This window comes from Bacillus cereus group sp. Bc010 (genome assembly GCF_027716745.1).
Classification (GTDB): Bacteria; Bacillota; Bacilli; order Bacillales; family Bacillaceae_G; genus Bacillus_A; species Bacillus_A pacificus.
Window position 1 is genome coordinate 211,063 of record NZ_JAQFUY010000004.1, and the last position, 18,537, is coordinate 229,599.

Sequence of the window (18,537 nt, forward strand, 5' to 3'; positions counted from 1 at the left end):
ATTCCTATAGGGATAGCTCTTTTTGCATGTGATAATATTGAATATAATTCTTTGACTCTTGATAAAATATAATAAAATAAAGTGAGGCTTTCATTAGCTGGCTACATATAAGAAGTCTTATATAAGGGGAATTTAGTATGAAATATAAAATTCATTGGTTGTATAAAACAAAGCGCGGTTTGCAGACGGACTTAACGACAGATTATATGAACATAGAAGAAGTACTTCAATTTGCAGAGGATTTCGAGAAAACAGGAAGAGTGAAAGAATTATTATTTTACGATGAAATGGATGCAGAATGGTCATTAAAAGAAATGAAAAAACTGAGTAAGCAAGTGGAGGATGAGCCTCAAGAAATACTCGTTTATTTTGATGGTGGTTATGATGTGCAGACGAAAGAAGCTGGAGTAGGTATATGTGTGTACTATAAAAAAGGAAATAAAAACTACCGAATTCGCCGTAATGCATATATAGAAGGCATATATGATAATAATGAAGCGGAATATGCATCATTACTATATAGCATGAATATACTCGAGGAATTAGGGATTAAGTATGAAGCGGTCACGCTTCGCGGAGATTCTCAAGTTGTACTGCAGCAATTGGCTGGAGAATGGCCTTGTTATGATGAACATTTAAATCATTATTTAGATCAAATTGAGCAAAAGGCGAAGCAAATGAAATTAAAACTTGTATGTGAGCCTATATCAAGAAAACAAAATAAAGAAGCACATCAATTAGCTACGCAAGCATTAGAAGGAACAGTGATTGATAGTCATAAAGAAATAACCGAATAGAGAGGTGCAAGAGTGGATAAAAAGCAACTCATTACAGAGGTAAATGACTTATTAGAAACGTATTGTGAAGGATGTTTTTTGCGAGAACATAATCGAAAGACAAATAGTAAGTATTATGCTCATTCCTTTTGTATAAGACAATGTACAGTTGGAGAAACATTGAAAAAATATGGGGAACAGTTGTCATGAAAAAACATCCAGAGAAAACTCTCTGGATGTTTTTTAGTGCTTCGCTTCATTTAATTGATGCTCGCACTCGCTTAATTTCTTTTCCTCATTTATTAAAAATGGCTCGTCTAAATCTGTTGCAACAGATTTCATAATTTCAAGCTGAGAGCGAGCTGCTTCTACAGCAGTAGTCGCATGCTCTAATGTATCTGGATCCATTGAAATTGTCGCTGATCCTACCATTTTTTGTGCTGTTTCTACACGGAATTTCACTTCTTCAAAATCATTTACTTCTGATCCCATTAATAATTCCTCCTTTGTATAGTGCGCATTTCACATAGTTTTTGCTCTGGAAAACGGAAATATACAAAGGAATAACAAAGGAGGTTACCAAGTAAGGTAACCTCCTGTCATATGTTGGATTAAAGTTTTACTACGTTAGCAGCTTGAGGTCCACGGTTTCCTTCAGTGATATCGAAAGATACTTCTTGACCTTCTTCTAAAGCTTTGTAGCCTTCGCCTTGAATAGCAGAGAAATGTACGAATACATCGTCAGCGCCTTCAATTTCGATAAATCCAAAACCTTTTTCGTTGTTAAACCATTTTACTTTTCCTTGCATGTTACAATTCCTCCTAGAAAACATTTACGTTTTTTCATTTAGTGAAATTCATTTGAAAAGATAATATAAACTAAAAATGCTATAATCTTGAATATTCTGCTAAATGATTAATTTAAATATACACGAATTGGGAGAATTTAGTCAAGTAAGCGATTTTATTTTTTTGTATTTTTAAATAATTTTTTAGCCAAATTTTTTAATAGGTATAGGACAGGCCGAGTAAGTAATAGTCTTAATTGAACGCTATACATAATGAGGTGAAAGAATGAATGAGTCTTATTTATTAGATAATGAAGGAATGAGAACGAGAAACGACATACCGAATTGGGTTGCAAAGGAATTTCAAAATTTTTCGAGTGTTGTGCTAGAACCAACTTTTCCGTGCTATTTCGGCTTAACAGCTTTAAAAAAGAATGAACTTCGTTATTCATTTCTCTCTCATAATGATTGGAGTCATTTGCCACATACAATGTTATCTTTTTTAGAGTTAATGAAAGAGCGTCCAATTGTAAGAAGAGGATTTTTTCTTTTTGTAGAACCGGAATGTGAGGAGCAATCACTGGAATATTACCGTGATTACTTTTGGAAAGTACTACAATATTTACATGAAAACGATAAGGAAACATGGCCAAAGCAAATTCCTGAAGACCCAGATCATTACTTATGGGAATTTTCATTTGGCGGGGAACCGATATTCGCATTTGGAAACGCACCAGCCTATAAACAACGAAAAACTAGGCATTTAGGAAATTCTCTCGTTATTGGATTTCAGCCACGTACTATATTTGATGGATTAGAAGGGGATCGTCCTAAAGGAGCATATTCTAGGCAAACGGTCCGTGAGCGAGTTGAAAAGTGGGATCAGCTGCCGAAACATCCTAACATTAGTCATTATGGTGATCCGGATCATCGTGAATGGAAACAATACTTTATAGGAGACGATGTAGAACCGTTAAAAGGAAAATGTCCTTTTCTTCATAAGATAGAAAAGTAAGAGTCATCATCTGGATGGCTCTTTTGTATATTTTGGATAAAAAAGGGTATTTTAGTAGTAAATATTTTGAGGAAAGCTAGTCTATTTTTAATTATTACATCATTACTTAATAGTAAAGGAAGTAGAAAGGATAGAGTGATGTTTGGAGCAATTATACAACAAATTGTATTAGGTATTTCATTAGCTGCGCCAGTAGGTCCGATTAATATTGAAATGTTAAAACGAGGAATTGAACGAGGTTTTTGGCATGCGTGGGTTGTTGGAATTGGTGGAATGACAGCAGATATTTTGTTTATGCTTCTCATCTATTTCGGTTTATCTTCTCTGTTTATGTATACATATGTACAAGCTTTTATGTATTGCACAGGGTTTTTCTTATTATTTTATTTAGGATTTCAAAGTGTAAAACAAGGAATTTCTCAATCGAATATGGAATATAAAAAAGAAGAGGTAGGCGGCCTTAAACAATCGTTTATGGCAGGTTTTTTAATTGCGATATCCAATCCATTAAATCTTGTTTTTTGGTTTGGTATATACGGAAGTACACTTAGCTCATTGCTTACGAAGGTAACGAAACAAGAAGCCTTTTTGTACAGTCTTTGTATTATCGTTGGTATTATTTTATGGAATGTAAATATTGCTTTTTCTGTCCATTTTGGCAGAACATTATTAAAGCAAAAAGCACTTGGCTATATAACAGCCGGAGCAGGTATTATTTTAGTAGGATATTCTATCCATTTTGCATACAAAGCTTTACAGTTGTTCACATAAGATTGAAGGGGAGATTTTTATGTATCGAACCACTATTGACGGAAAAGAAATCATTATTACGTTAGCGCCAAAAATCAGAAAAGAAATTACTGATAGAAATCCACTATATGAAGCGGTATTTCATAATGCAGCAAGATTACTACAAACAAAGCAACCAACGTTTGCTGTAAATCATGAAATATTTGGACTTATCATTGGAGAGGTACAAAGAGGAGAAGTAACAGTGTTTGCGGTAGAACATATTATTCCAAAGCAAAATATATTTGGACCGAACAATTTTTTCTCGACAATAGAGCAACAGGCAAATTTGTAAAGCGTATAGAATAAGATATAGAAAAGAAATAGTCGTAACGATATGTTGCGACTATTTCTTTTGAAAAGGGGGAAGGAAGATGAAGAGGGTGGGGAAAGAGTTCTTTTTACAACATGATATCGTTATTATGTATAGTATTTTATTTGTTTTTATTATTATTTTAAAAATGCAATTTTTTACATGGATCGGTTTGTTAGCATGTTTGTTTGGGATTATTTTTTATACGCTAAACGAATATATGACACACCGGTTTTTATTTCACTTAAAACCACCTAAAAACGTATTTTTATTAAAAATGCTAAGAAGATTACATTATGACCATCACGTATATCCAGATGATTTAAAACTTTTATTTTTGCCTGTATGGTTTAGTATACCGAGCTTTACTATATATTTACTTATATCATACGTGATAACAAAAAGTGTTACCATTACACTTTCATTCGGAATCGGAATGATTATTATGCTTCTCGTTTATGAATGGAAACATTATATTGCACATAAGCCAATTCGTCCCGTCACCAAGTTCGGTAGGTGGCTAAAAAAACAGCACATATTACACCATTATAAAAATGAAAAATTTTGGTTTGGTGTTTCAAATCCAGTATTCGATTTCATATTTGGAACACTTAAAGATGGAAAAGACGTTGAATTAAGCGAAACAGCTCGTAATTTAGAAAAAGAGAAAAAAACAGAAGTGGTGCGATAAGCATTACTTCTGTTTTTGTTTTAATGAGTATGAAAGCTGCACTGGCACGTGAATTTTATGTTGAAAAAGTATATTAAAAATTTAGGGGAAAATGCCGAAAAATGTCTATCGAAAAATCTTTGCAGGAATGTATGGATTGTCTAAAATGAAAATAAGTTTCTGAATATTTATAAAATTCAGTTTTTGGGTATACAAGGGGGAATTGTACTTTCAGTAAGAGAGGGGATTAGAGAATGAAACGAGATGATACGTCAGCACGTAAGTTACAAAATGAGGTGAATTATACAGAGGTTGTTCAGTCAGAAGAATTTCAATTGTTATTAAATACGAAAAAGAAGTTCATCGTTCCAATGAGTATTTTCTTTTTAAGTTTTTTTATTGCGTTACCTATTTTAACATCGTATTCAAAGGTACTCAATACACCGGCATTTGGTGATGTTACGTGGGCGTGGATATTTGCTTTTGCACAATTTATTATGACGTGGTCATTATGTATGATTTACAGCAAAAAAGCTGAATCCTTTGATAAAATCTCACAAAACATTCTGCAAGAGATGCAAAAAGGGAGGGGCTGACTTTGAATACAACCGCTTTTGCACTATTTTTAATCATCGTACTTGGTACACTCGTCATAACTTATTTTGCATCGAAGAAAACGAAAAATGCGAGTGAATTTTATACAGCTGGAGGGGGATTAACTGGTTGGCAAAATGGTCTGGCCATTGCGGGAGATTATATGTCTGCTGCGTCTTTTCTTGGTATAGCGGGAGCGATCGCGTTAACTGGGTTTGATGGTTTCTTCTATAGTATCGGTTTCTTAGTTGCTTATTTAGTTGTACTATACTTAGTTGCAGAGCCGCTTAGAAACTTGGGGAAATACACATTAGCAGATATGATTGCGGCGCGTTTTGATGCGAAAAAAGTTCGCGGAGTTGCAGCGCTTAATACGATGACGATATCCATTTTTTATATGATTGCACAATTAGTTGGTGCGGGTGCACTTATTAAATTATTATTAGGAATCGAATATACAACATCTGTATTAATCGTTGGTACACTTATGACTGTGTATGTTATTTTTGGTGGTATGACTGCGACGAGCTGGGTGCAAATCGTTAAGGCTGTATTACTTATGGCTGGTACATTTATTATTTCTGTAATCGTTTTCGCCAAATTTAATTTCAGTGTGACGGAAATGTTCGCGCAAATGAAAACAGCTACTCCGTTAAAAGAGTCGTTTTTAAATCCCGGTGTAAAGTATAAAGATGGTCTTGATACGCTATCTTTAAATTTAGGACTAGTTCTTGGTACAGCAGGGTTACCACATATTCTTGTCCGCTTTTTTACAGTACGTGATGCAAAAACGGCACGTCAATCTGTTGTATATGCGACATGGTTAATTGGCGCATTTTATATTATGACGATTTTCTTAGGATTTGGGGCAGCAGCGTTTGTAGGAAATGAGGCAATTATTAAAGCAAATCCAGCTGGTAATATGGCAGCACCTTTATTAGCTAAAGCATTGGGCGGAGATTTCTTATTTGCTTTCGTATCAGCAATTGCTTTTGCAACGATTTTAGCTGTAGTGGCAGGCCTTGTATTAACAGCAGCATCCGCATTCGCACATGATTTTTATAATGAAATTATCCGTAAGGGGAAATCAACGGAAAAAGAGCAAGTATCCATGGCTCGTTATGCGTCTATTGGAGTAGCTGTATTATCTATTATACTAGCGTTATTTGCTCAAACATTGAACGTAGCATTTTTAGTTTCGTTAGCATTTGCAGTTGCAGCGAGTGCAAACTTGCCAGTTATATTATTCACAATATATTGGAAGCGCTTCAATACAACAGGTGCCATCTCTGGTATGATTGCTGGTCTTGTATCAGCTATTGTTCTTGTAGCGTTAAGCCCAAATGTATGGAACCCTGTAGCTGGAAAAGCTATATTTGTTGGGGAAGCGATATTCCCATATACGACACCTGGAATTATTTCGATTCCGCTCGGATTTCTTGCAGCGTATTTAGGAACTGTTTTATCTAGTAAGAAAGAAGATGCAGCGAAATTTGATGAAATTCTCGTGAAATCTAATACTGGGCATGGTATTAGTGACGCGTCTTCGCATTAAAAAAGAGGAGCTTTTCGATAGATAAGAAAAGCTCCTTTTTCTTTTGTCATTTTCTTGTAAATAATACTGCTTTGTAAGTAGGATTTGTCTTAATTTTGTGGAATGAAAATAAGCAGGGAGAAATTTAAATCATCATGGTACCAGCGCAGCTTTTGTGAAAAATAAGTTGTTATGGAAGGTGGAAGAAATGATGAAAACGAAACAGACTGATGAATTATTAGCAAAAGATGAGCAATATGTTTGGCACGGAATGCGTCCCTTTAGTCCAAATAGTACAATGGTAGGGGCAAAAGCAGAAGGGTGCTGGGTTGAAGATATACAAGGAAAAAGATATTTAGATGGTATGAGTGGTCTTTGGTGTGTGAATAGTGGATATGGCAGAAAAGAGCTTGCAGAGGCGGCCTATAAGCAATTACAAACATTATCATACTTTCCGATGTCACAATCACATGAACCGGCTATAAAGCTTGCAGAAAAATTAAATGAATGGCTTGGAGGAGAGTATGTTATTTTCTTCTCTAATAGTGGTTCGGAAGCGAACGAAACAGCTTTTAAAATAGCGAGACAATACTATGCGCAAAAAGGTGAACCACATCGTTATAAATTTATGTCACGTTACCGCGGCTATCATGGGAATACAATGGCAACGATGGCAGCGACGGGACAAGCACAGCGTAGATATCAATATGAGCCATTTGCTTCAGGATTTTTACATGTAACGCCGCCAGATTGTTATCGTATGCCTGGAATAGAAAGAGAGAACATTTATGATGTAGAATGTGTAAAAGAAGTAGATCGGGTCATGACATGGGAACTAAGTGAAACGATTGCAGCTTTTATTATGGAACCAATTATTACAGGCGGAGGCATTTTAATGCCGCCACAAGACTATATGAAAGCTGTTCATGAAACGTGTCAAAAACACGGTGCCCTGCTTATTAGCGATGAAGTGATTTGCGGTTTTGGACGTACAGGAAAGGCATTTGGATTTATGAATTATGATGTGAAGCCTGATATTATTACAATGGCAAAAGGCATTACGAGTGCATATTTACCATTATCAGCAACAGCTGTGAAAAAAGAAATATATGAAGCATTTAAAGGAAAGGGAGAATATGAATTCTTCCGTCATATTAATACATTTGGTGGAAATCCTGCAGCTTGTGCACTAGCACTTAAAAACTTAGAAATTATGGAAAATGAAAATTTAATTGAGCGATCTGCGCAAATGGGTTCTCTTTTATTAGAGCAATTAAAAGAAGAAATTGGGGAGCATCCACTTGTTGGAGATATTAGAGGAAAAGGTCTACTAGTGGGAATTGAACTAGTAAACGATAAAGAGACGAAAGAGCCAATTGATAACGACAAAATTGCAAGTGTTGTAAATGCTTGCAAAGAAAAAGGGTTAATTATAGGTAGAAACGGTATGACAACAGCAGGATATAATAACGTCTTAACATTAGCGCCACCACTTGTTATTTCAAGTGAAGAAATTGCCTTTGTTGTTGGAACGTTGAAGACAGCGATGGAACGCATTTAATGAATTGAGCGAGCTGTGATTACAGCTCGCTTTTGTTTATCCCACTTAATGGGCAGTAAGACCCCCACCTCAAAATGCAGCGAAAGCAAAGGAGTTAGGTGGGGGGCGGGCTGCCCATTAAAGTCCGATTGGTGAGGGCTGATTAAAGTTTCACTTTATTAGGTGAAATATGATACGTTTTCAAAGGGAGGGAAATTATTATGAAGAAATATGATCCTAGTCAACATTATCACATCGGATATTATGAAGATGGATATGATTTAGAAGTGACAGCGTACAAAAGAATACATGAACCAGTTTGGGATGCTTATATTCCACACTATGAGGTAGACGATTTTTATAAGAAAGTGGAGGAAATGAAGCTAGGTGAATATGTAGATGATTATGGCATTATGGTGTATTCATTTCGTAATGATATTGATGATGATGAAGCGCGAATTATTTTTGAAAAATGGTTAAAAACGAACGGGATTGTTTAAAGATAAAACGAAAAAGAAGCTTACTATCTTATAAGATAGTAAGCTTCTTTTTTATTAAACTTATTTACTTGCTTTCATTGCTTTATCTTTTGCACCAAAAGTGTATTTTAACATTGGTGGTGTAATCATTGTAGTTAAAATAACGACAATAACGATAGCTGTAAAGTAATCTTGTGCTAGTAGACCTGAAGAAAGTCCTGTTCCTGCGATGATAAGTGCAACTTCACCACGAGAAACCATTCCAGAACCGATAATTGCAGAAGACTTAGCGTCAAATCCAGTCATTCGTGCACCTAAGCCACAACCGATTAGTTTCGTTAATACAGCGATTACTGTTAATGCTAGGATGAACCAAATTTGATCGCCAATACCGTCAAATGTAATATTCATACCGATACTTACGAAGAATACTGGAACGAACATAGCGTAAGCAATTGGTTCTACTTTCTTTTCTACCTCATGTTTGTAGTTCGTTTGAGAAATTGCGATACCAGCTGCGAAAGCACCGATAATACCAGCAATTCCTAATAGTTCGCCGAAATATGCGAATGAGAAACAGATGATAAGAGCCGCGCTCACGATAGACTCAGATACGCGTAGCGGTGATAACCAGCGCATAATCGCAGGAACACCTTTCCATCCGATTAAAATAATAGAAGCGAAGAATACAACTTTCTTCAAGATAATCATTGTTAAGTTAACATCGTCTGTACCTAGGAAACTCATTGCAAATGCTAATAAAATAACGACAAGAATGTCATCAAATACAGCTGCGCCCAGCATAGTTGTACTTTCACGTGTTTTCATCTTTCCTAAATCGCGAAGTGTTTGTACGGAAATACTAACACTTGTCGCACATAGAAGTAATCCTAAAAATACAGCATTTCCTTGTTCCATTCCCATAATAAGACCAGAAACGTAACCACCTACGAATGGAAGAATGATACCTCCAAGTGCAACAGCTAAAGAAGAATTACGATTTGCGTTTAATTCCTCTAAGTCTGTTTCAAGTCCTGCCATAAACATTAAAAGAATAACACCAACATTACTTAATTGTGTTAGAAGCTCTGAATTTTCAATCCAACCTAATACAGCTGGACCGATAACGATACCGACAATTAATTTACCTAGTACAGAAGGTTGACCTAATCTAACACTAAGATCACCAGCAAGCTTTGTACTTAATAAAATAAGTGCAATTTGAAAGAAAAATTCGAATTCCATCGGATCCTCTCCTTATCATTTTTATTTTTATCATACGATTTCTCGGAATTTGCCTAATGAAAATATGTAAAACCCATTAAACAAAGGGTCTAATTACAAGTTCTTTTGAACTCGTAATTTGAACCTGTAATTAATATATAATAGATTTTACAAAAAATCAATGAAAAAATGGGGTTTTTTTTAGAGAGAGACTGTGTAATTGGGGATATACATATAAGAGTAGCGTGTGAATTTATATATGTATGAAATAGTATGAAGTCCTTTTTCATTACAAATAATAAAGCCTAAATACGATTTCACGAGTTATAAATGTGAAAGGGAGGGTTTATAGTTTGAATTCATTAAAAAACAACGTGTCTATCGTTGCTTTAGGTGGAGTAAATGAAATAGGGAAAAATATGTATGTTATTCAATTTGAAAATGATATTGTCGTTATTGACTGTGGATCAAAATTTCCAGATGAAAGTTTATTAGGAATTGATTTAATCATTCCAGATGTCACCTACTTACAAGAAAATAAAGAAAAAATTCGCGGATTAGTCGTGACGCATGGACATGAAGACCACATTGGCGGAATACCATATTTTTTAAAACAACTAAACGTACCAATCTATGCGACGAAGTTAACGTTAGGTTTAATTGAAATTAAATTAAAGGAACATAACCTTCAAGGTGATACAGAATTAATCGTGATTCATTCAGAATCAGAAATTGATTTCGGTACTATTAAGACAACTTTCTTTAAAACGAATCATAGTATTCCAGATTGCCTCGGTATTGTTTTTCATACACCAGAAGGTACTATAGTACATACAGGTGATTTTAAATTTGATTTAACACCAGTTAATAATCAACATCCTGATATTCATAAAATGGCTAAAATAGGTAGTGAAGGTGTATTAGCTTTACTATCTGAAAGTACAAATGCAGAACGACCTGGATTTACCCCATCAGAAAGGTCGGTAGGGGAACGGATAGAGGAAATATTTATGAAAGCAAATAGGAAAGTGATTATTTCTACTTTTGCTTCTAATGTGAATCGTGTTCAGCAAATAGTTGAAGCTTGTATAAAAACAAATCGAAAACTGGCTTTGCTCGGCAGAAGTATGGTAAATGTAGTAGAAGTTGCTCTAGAGAAAGGGTATCTAAATATTCCAGATGGTATGCTAATTGAAGCAAATGAGGTAAATAATTTAGATCCAAAGCAGGTCGCAATACTTTGTACAGGAAGTCAAGGAGAACCAATGGCAGCTTTAGCGCGTTTAGCTAGTGGAAACTATAGACAAGTAGATATTTTATCAGAAGATACAGTTATTATAGCTGCGACTCCTATTCCAGGAAATGAACGTAATGTTTCGCGAATTATCGATAACTTATTTGCATTAGGGGCAAGAGTGATTTACGGATCAGGCAGTTCTACTGGAGTCCATGTATCTGGCCATGCATATCAAGAAGAATTAAAGTTAATGCTCACATTAATGAAGCCAAAATATTTTCTCCCCATTCATGGAGAGTTTAGAATGCTACATCACCATAGCTTGCTAGCGGAATCAATTGGTGTCGAAAAAGAAAATATCTTTATCGTTCGTAATGGAGATGTTGTAGATATAAGTAATCAAGTGGCAATTCAATCGAGAAAAATACAAGCAGGAAATATATATGTAGATGGATTAGGAATTGGTGATGTTGGAAATGCATTATTACGTGATCGAAAACAACTTTCAGAAGATGGAATGCTCGTTATAGTTATTACTTTTAATAAAGTGGATGGAGAAATAATTTCAGGTCCTGATATTATTTCTCGTGGATTCGTCTATGTTCGTGATTCAGAAGAATTTTTGAAGGAATTAAATAAATTAGCTGTTATTACGATTAATAATGTAAAGAAAGAGAAAGTGAATAGCTGGGGTATTTTGAAAAGAGAAGTAAGAGAAGCTTTAGGGAAGTATATATATACGAGTACGAAAAGAAAACCGATGATTCTTCCTATAATTATAGAGGTGTAATGATGAATAAAAAGAATTCTCTTAAGGGAATTCTTTTTTGTTTTGAAGATAGAATGAACATATAATGAAATAAATAGAAATGGAAGGGAATAAAAGATGTTATTAAACAAACGCTTTACAATTGGAGAAATGGCAAAAATGCATAATATAGCGGAATCTACTTTACGTTATTATGATGAAAAAGGAATTTTTCATCCGTCCATTGTGGACCCACAAACAAATTATCGCTATTACACAATCGATCAATTTTCACTATTAGATACGATTAAGTTTTTACGCCAATTAAATATTCCATTAAAGGAAATTAAGAAATATATTGATGAAAGAAATCCAGCATACGCACTCAATTTGTTGGAAAAACAACAAGAAATGATGTTGAAAAAACAAAGAGAAATTGAGTATGCTTTGGCGAAAATGGAGCATAGAATTCATTTGATTAAGGAAGCAACAAAAGCAAAAGCTAAACAAATGGTAATAAAAGAGATCCCGCGGCGAAAAATAACAGCCATTGCGGTTGCTCCGAATACGACGGATGATATGTTTGAGTACTACATTCATTCGTTGCAAAAAAATATGAGGCAAATGGATGATAGTTTATTTTCTGGAGATATTGGTGTAACAGTTGCGAAAAAAGGATTCATGCAAAATGAGTTTCAAGCGTATAGTAGCGTGTTTATTCTTTTGGATTATATGCCGTATGAAGTGCATAATTCAGATGAGATTAAGGAAGGTTTATATGCTTGTTCTTATCATCATGGACCGTATGAAGAAACAGATGCAACGTATAAGGAATTACTTGCATACATTGATCAAGAAGGATATGAAGTAAGTGGAGATGCGATTGAGATTGGATTAATCGATTGGTCTGTAACAGAAAATCCAGAGGAGCAAGTAACAGAAATTCAAATTCCTATCATGAAAAAATAAAACAATAAGCTGTAGCACTCGTATCATTACAAATGGGTATTAAATACGATAATTCAGTTACCTATTTTTTAAATTCTCTATTGACCTTCAAGTTACTTGAAGGTTTAAACTAAGAAAAGAGAGTTGAAAAAAGGAGCATAATAGTATGGAAGCAACAGAAAAATTAAGAGAAAAACCGATAAAAAGTTTATTTATTTCTTATTTAATACCAGCTGTTCTAGGAATGGTATTAATGTCGGTTAATATTGTAATTGATGCGGTAATGATTAGTCGGGGAGTTGGAGCAAATGGATTGGCAGGAGTAAACGTGGCTATTCCAGCGTTTTCAATTTTCTTCTCTATTTCATTATGGATTGGAATGGGCGGGGCAACGTTATATTCCATTGCATTAGGTGAAAATAAAATTGAAAGAGCAAGGTCTATTTTTACTCAATCCATGACGGTAGCAGTCATTATTGTAGGCGTTTTAGCGGCAATTTGCTTATGGAGAATAGAAGATTTAGCATACGTATTCGGTGCGAATGAAGTAATTTTACCGTATGCGTTAGACTATTTACACGTATTATTAACATTTGGAATGATATACGTTTTAGAAAATATTTTAAGTACATTTATACGAAATGATGGAAATCCTAATTTAGCAATGGCAGGTTTAGTTGTAACAGCTGTATTAAATATAGTGTTTGACTATATCTTTATTTTCATCTTTAAATGGGGCGTAACAGGAGCTGCTTCAGCAACTATTCTTTCAGCAGCGATTGGTTTCCTTGTATTATTAACGCATTTCTTTAGAAAAAGTAGTATTTTAAAATGGACGAAATTCCATTTTGAATGGGATACAGTAAAACAAATTATGATAATCGGTTTCCCGAGCTTTACAGCAGAAAGTACAGTAGCGATTGTAACGATTGGTTTTAATATTGCATTCGTTCAATATGCAGGAGAAGTAGGAGTCGCTTCTTATGCGATGGTGAATAGTATTCATGCAATGACATTGCTATTATTCTTTGGTGTAGGTGCAGCATTACAACCGATTGCTAGTTTCCATTATGGTGCAAATTTAGCAGAGAGACTTCGTGAAGGATTGCAGTTTGCAGTGAAAATTGCAGTTGTACTTGGAGGCGTTGCAATAATTGTCGGATTATTCTTCGGGAAATATATTATTGGTCTATTTGATGTCCAATCTCCAGAGTTATTGGAGTTAACATTAACAGGTATGAGCTTGTTCTTTATCCAATATGTATTTTTAGGCTATAACATTGTGTATGGAGAGTACTTCCAATCAGTGCGACAAACGACAAAATCAGTACTTATTATAATGAGCCGAGGGCTGCTATTTATTATTCCGTTATTATGGATTATGCCGAAATTATTTGGGATAAACGGAATTTGGCTCGTTATGCCAGTAGCGGAAGTATTGACAGCGATTATCGTATTTACGATGAATCGTATGAAACATCCTGTGCCATTAAACATGGCAGGCGAGAAAGAAGCAATATGATGAAGAAAATCCCCTTGAGCAAGTAAGGGGATTTTTTATTCTTTTAAACTAATAGCAAAAGAACCATCCGTTTCTTGAACAGACGCAAAGGCAACGTTTTTAATATTTGTGATGCCTTTTTCTTTTAATTCTTTATATAACCACTTTTCGTCCTTATGAATTAACTTTAAGTTATCGTATTGAATTTGTGAATCAACGATAAGGGCAATTGGTAATCCAGCATACTTAACATCTATGTTCAAATCTTTCGGAGTTAATGGGACAAGTTCACGCTTTGGTAAAATGCTAATGGCTCCATTCGCTTCTAAAATAGCGTATTCAATTTCATGAACACTTGGGTATCCTGCGACGCGAAGATTAGAAAGTAATTCAGCAATGGGATACCTACTTTTTTGTAAGTTCTCAAAAATAATATCACCATGTTTAATTAAAATAATCGGGTGCCCGAGAATGAAACGATTTAGTTTGTTGAATAGGCTTAATTTTGTAAGGATTAAATGCAAACATGTAATAACGACCATACCGAGAAAAGCTTGCAAAGCACCAGAGACTGGTATGGCCTGAAAAGCTAAATAAGATAAAAAGATAATAGCACCAAAATCATGAGGCGTTAGTTGTGCTAAAGCTGATTTACCGAGCATCTTAAGTGATAGTAAAAATAAGATAAAAAAGAACGATACGTTACATAAAAAGAGAAGCAATAGAGACACTCCTTCGTGCAAAGTTGTACTTACTGTTCCCGAAAGAAATATAAATATTACTTTCTAGAGGATAAATTAGGTTGAATTGGAATTTGTCTGTATACAAACAAATAAATGGATATTATCATGAAAGAAGCAAAGAACATAGGAGTATATAGATATGAGAAAGAAAAAAATAATGAAGTATATGATAGGAATGATAATGCTTTGCGCCGTTTATGTGGGATTTTTACAATATAACATTTATAAGCATGGGCAAATGAATGCCACCTATGAAGCTGATTATATCATTGTATTAGGCTCGAAAGTAAACGGAACGAAACCATCGTACTCATTGCAATATCGTATTGATAAAGCAGCTGAGTATTTGAAAGCACATGAGAAAGCAATTGCTATTGTGTCTGGAGGAAAAGGAAAAGGGGAAGATATTTCAGAAGCATTAGCAATGAAAAATGAATTAATAAAACTAAAAATTGCAGAAGACCGCATTATAATGGAAGATAAGTCAACGAGTACAGATGAAAATATTAAATTCTCAAAACCTTTAATTCCGGACAATATGAAAAAAGGATTGATCGTAACAAATGACTTCCATATGTTTAGAGCGAAAAAAATAGCAGCTAAGCAAGGTTTACAATTAGAAGGTCTTCCGGCCGAAACACCAAAGCGAATTGTCATTCCATCGAATATACGTGAATATTTAGCCATTACGCAATATTGGTTTATGAATCGAATATAGAGAAAGTGATTCCGCCTAGTATTCTAGGCGGGATTTTTTGAGGGGAATCTTACAAATATGTCATCTTAATGAAAGGTAAAGCGATAGTTTCTAGAATGGATTCCTGACATAATGAAGATAACAAAAACTATTTAGAGGTGAATCGGATGAAAGGAAATAATATATTATCTTCACTATGTTACTTTAGTATCTTTTTTGCACCATTTTTACTACCAATTATCGTGTACTTCGTTGCAGAGGATGAAGTGAAATATCACGCGAAAAAAGCATTTTGGTCACATACTTTCCCGTATGCAATTTTATTCGGAGGGGTAGCGATATCAGGAATATACGGTTTAGGATTCAATCAATCTGACGGTGCTGGAATTGGGATCATGATCACATATGCAGTGTTCATTCTTGTAGGGATTTATTACTTCATTTGGAATATCGTAAAAGGTGTTAAAGTGTTGAAAACAGCGTAATAAGATAAGGAATAATTTGGAATGAATTTGTCGTTATTTGTTGGTAAGTCGATATATTGAAAAAATCGTCGATATAATTTCATTTACCGTATTAATAGATCTTTTAAAAGGAGCAATTCAAAAAGAATTGCTCTTTTTGTGCTTATAAGTTGTGAATATTGGAAAAGATATGTTAATTTTTCATTAGGAAGAGAAAAAAGGAGTGATTTTCATGAATGAGATGATACATAAAATGGAGCAACACGTTTCAGTTCGTAAATATAAAGAAGAATCCATTCCGAAAGATGTAGTAGAAAGAATGGTGCAAGCTGCGCAGCATGCTGCTTCCTCGCATTTTGTACAGGCTTACTCTGTTATATATGTAACCGATCAAGACTTAAAGGCGAAACTAGCAGAGTTATCCGGAAATCGTCATGTGAAGGACTGCGCAGCATTCTTTGTTTGTTGTGCAGATTTAAAACGACTTGAAATGGCATGTGAAAAACATGGTACAGAGATAAAGCATGAAGGAGTAGAAGACTTTATCGTAGCAACGGTAGATGCTTCACTCTTTGCGCAAAACTTGGCGTTAGCAGCAGAATCGTTAGGATACGGTATTTGTTATATTGGTGGTATTCGTAATAATCCGAGAGAAGTGAGCGAATTGCTTCATTTACCGGATAAAGTATATCCTGTATTCGGAATGACAGTCGGTGTACCAGATGAAGATCATGGAGTAAAACCACGCTTACCAGTAGCAGCAATCCTTCATGAAAATGGATATGATGAAAAGAAATATGATGAATTACTAAACGAATACGATGAAACGATGAGCGCGTATTATAAAGAAAGATCATCAAATAAGAAAAACGCAACATGGACGGAATCAATGAGTTCGTTTATGTCTAAAGAAAAAAGAATGCATATGAAAGAGTTTTTAAGTGAAAAAGGATTTAATAAGAAATGAGTAAAAAGGCAGATCTGAAGTGAAGGAGAACTTGCAATATTTTAAAAATGTAACAGAGATTTGTGATGAGATGTTAGTTTAAGTGAATAGTTTGATTGCTAATACCTAAGTTCAGAATGTAGATACCATTTTCTGAACTTAGGTATTTTATTTGTTATCATATACATAAAAATTAAAAAATTTTTACAAAAGTGATAGGAAATGAGAGTGAAATGCCAATAGTAAGTAAAGGCAGCTGCTAAAGGGGAATTGAGGAAGGAAGATGTTTATGATTTTCGATTCTGAAGTGGATTTAATTACAGCTATGAAAAAACGTGATCAAGATGCTTTGAAAGAAGTAATTGATCAATATGGAAAATTAATTTTATACATTATTCATAAATCATTAAGTAGCCCTATGGAGAAACAATATGTGGATGATTGTTATAACGATGTATTTACTGTCATTTGGTTTCATATCGAACAATTTGATATGGAAAAGGGAAACTTCAAATCTTGGATGATTGGTATTACTAAATTAAAGACATTGGAATATAAAAAGAAAGTATATAAAGAGAATAAAGTCGATAAAGACGTAGAGATAGATACAGGTGTCCATGATAGGTATGAAATAGAACAAGAAGAAGAGATTATGGAAATAGTCCAAGATTTAAATAAGAAAGATCGATATATCTTTTTAAAGAGGTACATTGATGGATATTCCATTGACGATATTGCAAAAGAATTAAAAGTAACGGCGGATTATATATACAATCGAATTTCTCGTGGGAAGAAAAAAATTCAAAAACTATGGAAAGGGAGTGTGTAATATGGATAAAAGATTATTATCTATGTTAAATGAGCTCCAATATTCAGACGAAGAAATTGCACGTTTAGAGAAAGAAGCGGATGAGACTATCAATATAGATAAGTATTATGTGAAAAACGGAGAATTATTGAAGAAATTAACGGTGCAAATGTTGGAAGAATCAGTTCGGAAAGATTTACAAGAAGGAGAAGAAATCGAATGCGAAATATTAGTAGAAGAGGGGAGTCTTGTAAATTCTAAAGTTATACCGAATATATTAACGGCAGGTGCTGCTTTTTATTATTACATTGTTTTAACAAATACAAGATTACGAATTAAATCGTTAGATTGTTATTTCAAAGAAATAAATGAGTACAATGTGCTAATTAGTTCAATTCAAGCAGTTTCGAGACATAAAAAAATGAAGAATGTATATGGAATTACTATAGATAATAACTATATACAATTAGGAAGTAAAGAGTATAATCAAGAATTAACACTTTTAATTGAAAAGCTAAAAAATGTGGAGTGAAAGAAGAGAGGTATAAAGAATTTGAAAAACGTTGGATGATTTTTTTCAATGTCTTTGTAATAGCAATAGGTGGGCTTCTAGTTTTAAAATATTTAATTTGAAAATAAAAAGCGGCATAATAGCCGCTTTTTATTGTTAGCACGTTTAAAAATATTGAAAACTTATCCGTTATGACACAAACTAAAGCAACT

At 34.2% G+C, this 18,537-nt stretch carries 21 protein-coding genes and 1 pseudogene; 18 read left to right on the forward strand and 4 right to left on the reverse strand.

Features of this window, described 5'->3' with window-relative positions; translation table 11 throughout:
• Window positions 1-137: 137 nt before the first annotated feature.
• Both PDQ68_RS08010 and PDQ68_RS08015 read left to right on the forward strand, forming a co-directional pair.
• A complete protein-coding gene (locus PDQ68_RS08010) occupies window positions 138-797 on the forward strand; it encodes a ribonuclease H family protein (protein ID WP_000875522.1) in 660 nt (219 codons plus the stop codon).
• Window positions 798-809: 12 nt separating this feature from the next.
• On the forward strand, window positions 810-986 hold the full coding sequence (locus PDQ68_RS08015) for a zinc-finger domain-containing protein (RefSeq protein ID WP_000358801.1): 177 nt from the start codon (window positions 810-812) through the stop codon (window positions 984-986).
• Window positions 987-1,019: 33 nt separating this feature from the next.
• Here PDQ68_RS08015 and PDQ68_RS08020 read toward each other — a convergent pair whose 3' ends face one another.
• Both PDQ68_RS08020 and cspB read right to left on the reverse strand, forming a co-directional pair.
• Complete coding sequence (locus tag PDQ68_RS08020) at window positions 1,020-1,268, reverse strand: DUF2564 family protein (protein WP_000534391.1); 249 nt, start codon at window positions 1,266-1,268, stop codon at window positions 1,020-1,022.
• A 119-nt stretch (window positions 1,269-1,387) separates the two neighbouring features.
• Entirely contained in the window at window positions 1,388-1,585 is a 198-nt protein-coding gene (gene cspB, locus PDQ68_RS08025) for a cold shock-like protein CspB (protein ID WP_001161727.1), read from the reverse strand.
• A gap of 265 nt (window positions 1,586-1,850) precedes the next feature.
• Between cspB and PDQ68_RS08030 the strand changes: the two genes are divergently transcribed.
• The 8 genes from PDQ68_RS08030 (at window position 1,851) to PDQ68_RS08065 (ending at window position 8,519) form a co-directional block, all read left to right on the forward strand.
• Complete coding sequence (locus PDQ68_RS08030) at window positions 1,851-2,579, forward strand: YqcI/YcgG family protein (protein WP_016717045.1); 729 nt, start codon at window positions 1,851-1,853, stop codon at window positions 2,577-2,579.
• A 138-nt stretch (window positions 2,580-2,717) separates the two neighbouring features.
• Complete coding sequence (locus PDQ68_RS08035) at window positions 2,718-3,350, forward strand: LysE family transporter (protein ID WP_000466557.1); 633 nt, start codon at window positions 2,718-2,720, stop codon at window positions 3,348-3,350.
• Window positions 3,351-3,369: 19 nt separating this feature from the next.
• Window positions 3,370-3,663 carry a hypothetical protein gene (locus PDQ68_RS08040; protein WP_000286361.1) on the forward strand — a complete coding sequence of 98 codons (294 nt, stop codon included), beginning with the start codon at window positions 3,370-3,372 and terminating at the stop codon, window positions 3,661-3,663.
• 79 nt (window positions 3,664-3,742) lie between these two features.
• Window positions 3,743-4,372, forward strand: a complete 630-nt coding sequence (locus PDQ68_RS08045; protein WP_000832152.1) for a sterol desaturase family protein — start codon at window positions 3,743-3,745, stop codon at window positions 4,370-4,372.
• A gap of 233 nt (window positions 4,373-4,605) precedes the next feature.
• Entirely contained in the window at window positions 4,606-4,947 is a 342-nt protein-coding gene (locus PDQ68_RS08050; protein ID WP_000817374.1) for a DUF485 domain-containing protein, read from the forward strand.
• A gap of 2 nt (window positions 4,948-4,949) precedes the next feature.
• Window positions 4,950-6,500 carry a solute symporter family protein gene (locus tag PDQ68_RS08055; protein WP_001098251.1) on the forward strand — a complete coding sequence of 517 codons (1,551 nt, stop codon included), beginning with the start codon at window positions 4,950-4,952 and terminating at the stop codon, window positions 6,498-6,500.
• Window positions 6,501-6,690: 190 nt separating this feature from the next.
• A complete protein-coding gene (locus PDQ68_RS08060; protein ID WP_000850971.1) occupies window positions 6,691-8,040 on the forward strand; it encodes an aspartate aminotransferase family protein in 1,350 nt (449 codons plus the stop codon).
• A 200-nt stretch (window positions 8,041-8,240) separates the two neighbouring features.
• Window positions 8,241-8,519, forward strand: coding sequence for a DUF3986 family protein (locus PDQ68_RS08065; protein ID WP_016717048.1), 279 nt, complete (start codon window positions 8,241-8,243; stop codon window positions 8,517-8,519).
• Between the two features lie 60 nt (window positions 8,520-8,579).
• Here the strand turns inward: PDQ68_RS08065 and PDQ68_RS08070 are convergent, their stop codons facing one another.
• Complete coding sequence (locus PDQ68_RS08070) at window positions 8,580-9,743, reverse strand: cation:proton antiporter (protein WP_000393887.1); 1,164 nt, start codon at window positions 9,741-9,743, stop codon at window positions 8,580-8,582.
• Between the two features lie 332 nt (window positions 9,744-10,075).
• Here PDQ68_RS08070 and PDQ68_RS08075 point away from each other — a divergent pair, with 332 nt between their 5' ends.
• The 3 genes from PDQ68_RS08075 (at window position 10,076) to PDQ68_RS08085 (ending at window position 14,177) form a co-directional block, all read left to right on the forward strand.
• On the forward strand, window positions 10,076-11,749 hold the full coding sequence (locus tag PDQ68_RS08075; RefSeq protein WP_061184033.1) for a ribonuclease J: 1,674 nt from the start codon (window positions 10,076-10,078) through the stop codon (window positions 11,747-11,749).
• Between the two features lie 96 nt (window positions 11,750-11,845).
• Window positions 11,846-12,676, forward strand: a complete 831-nt coding sequence (locus PDQ68_RS08080; RefSeq protein ID WP_000925926.1) for a MerR family transcriptional regulator — start codon at window positions 11,846-11,848, stop codon at window positions 12,674-12,676.
• Between the two features lie 145 nt (window positions 12,677-12,821).
• Window positions 12,822-14,177, forward strand: a complete 1,356-nt coding sequence (locus PDQ68_RS08085) for an MATE family efflux transporter (RefSeq protein WP_000388382.1) — start codon at window positions 12,822-12,824, stop codon at window positions 14,175-14,177.
• 35 nt (window positions 14,178-14,212) lie between these two features.
• Here the strand turns inward: PDQ68_RS08085 and PDQ68_RS08090 are convergent, their stop codons facing one another.
• Entirely contained in the window at window positions 14,213-14,878 is a 666-nt protein-coding gene (locus PDQ68_RS08090; protein ID WP_000923931.1) for a DUF421 domain-containing protein, read from the reverse strand.
• A 187-nt stretch (window positions 14,879-15,065) separates the two neighbouring features.
• Between PDQ68_RS08090 and PDQ68_RS08095 the strand changes: the two genes are divergently transcribed.
• The 5 genes and pseudogenes from PDQ68_RS08095 (at window position 15,066) to PDQ68_RS08115 (ending at window position 18,447) form a co-directional block, all read left to right on the forward strand.
• Complete coding sequence (locus PDQ68_RS08095) at window positions 15,066-15,617, forward strand: YdcF family protein (protein WP_321175370.1); 552 nt, start codon at window positions 15,066-15,068, stop codon at window positions 15,615-15,617.
• A gap of 146 nt (window positions 15,618-15,763) precedes the next feature.
• The gene (locus tag PDQ68_RS08100) at window positions 15,764-16,081 is read left to right on the forward strand and encodes a magnetosome magnetite crystal formation protein family (RefSeq protein WP_061184035.1); all 318 of its coding nucleotides are present in this window, start codon (window positions 15,764-15,766) and stop codon (window positions 16,079-16,081) included.
• A gap of 211 nt (window positions 16,082-16,292) precedes the next feature.
• Window positions 16,293-17,027 (forward strand): oxygen-insensitive NADPH nitroreductase, encoded by a 735-nt coding sequence (gene nfsA / locus PDQ68_RS08105; protein ID WP_061184036.1) that lies wholly within the window; start codon window positions 16,293-16,295, stop codon window positions 17,025-17,027.
• Window positions 17,028-17,289: 262 nt separating this feature from the next.
• Entirely contained in the window at window positions 17,290-17,835 is a 546-nt protein-coding gene (locus PDQ68_RS08110) for a sigma-70 family RNA polymerase sigma factor (protein ID WP_029141091.1), read from the forward strand.
• A gap of 1 nt (window position 17,836) precedes the next feature.
• A pseudogene (locus tag PDQ68_RS08115) lies at window positions 17,837-18,447 on the forward strand (flagellar motor switch protein FliG).
• Window positions 18,448-18,537: the final 90 nt, after the last annotated feature.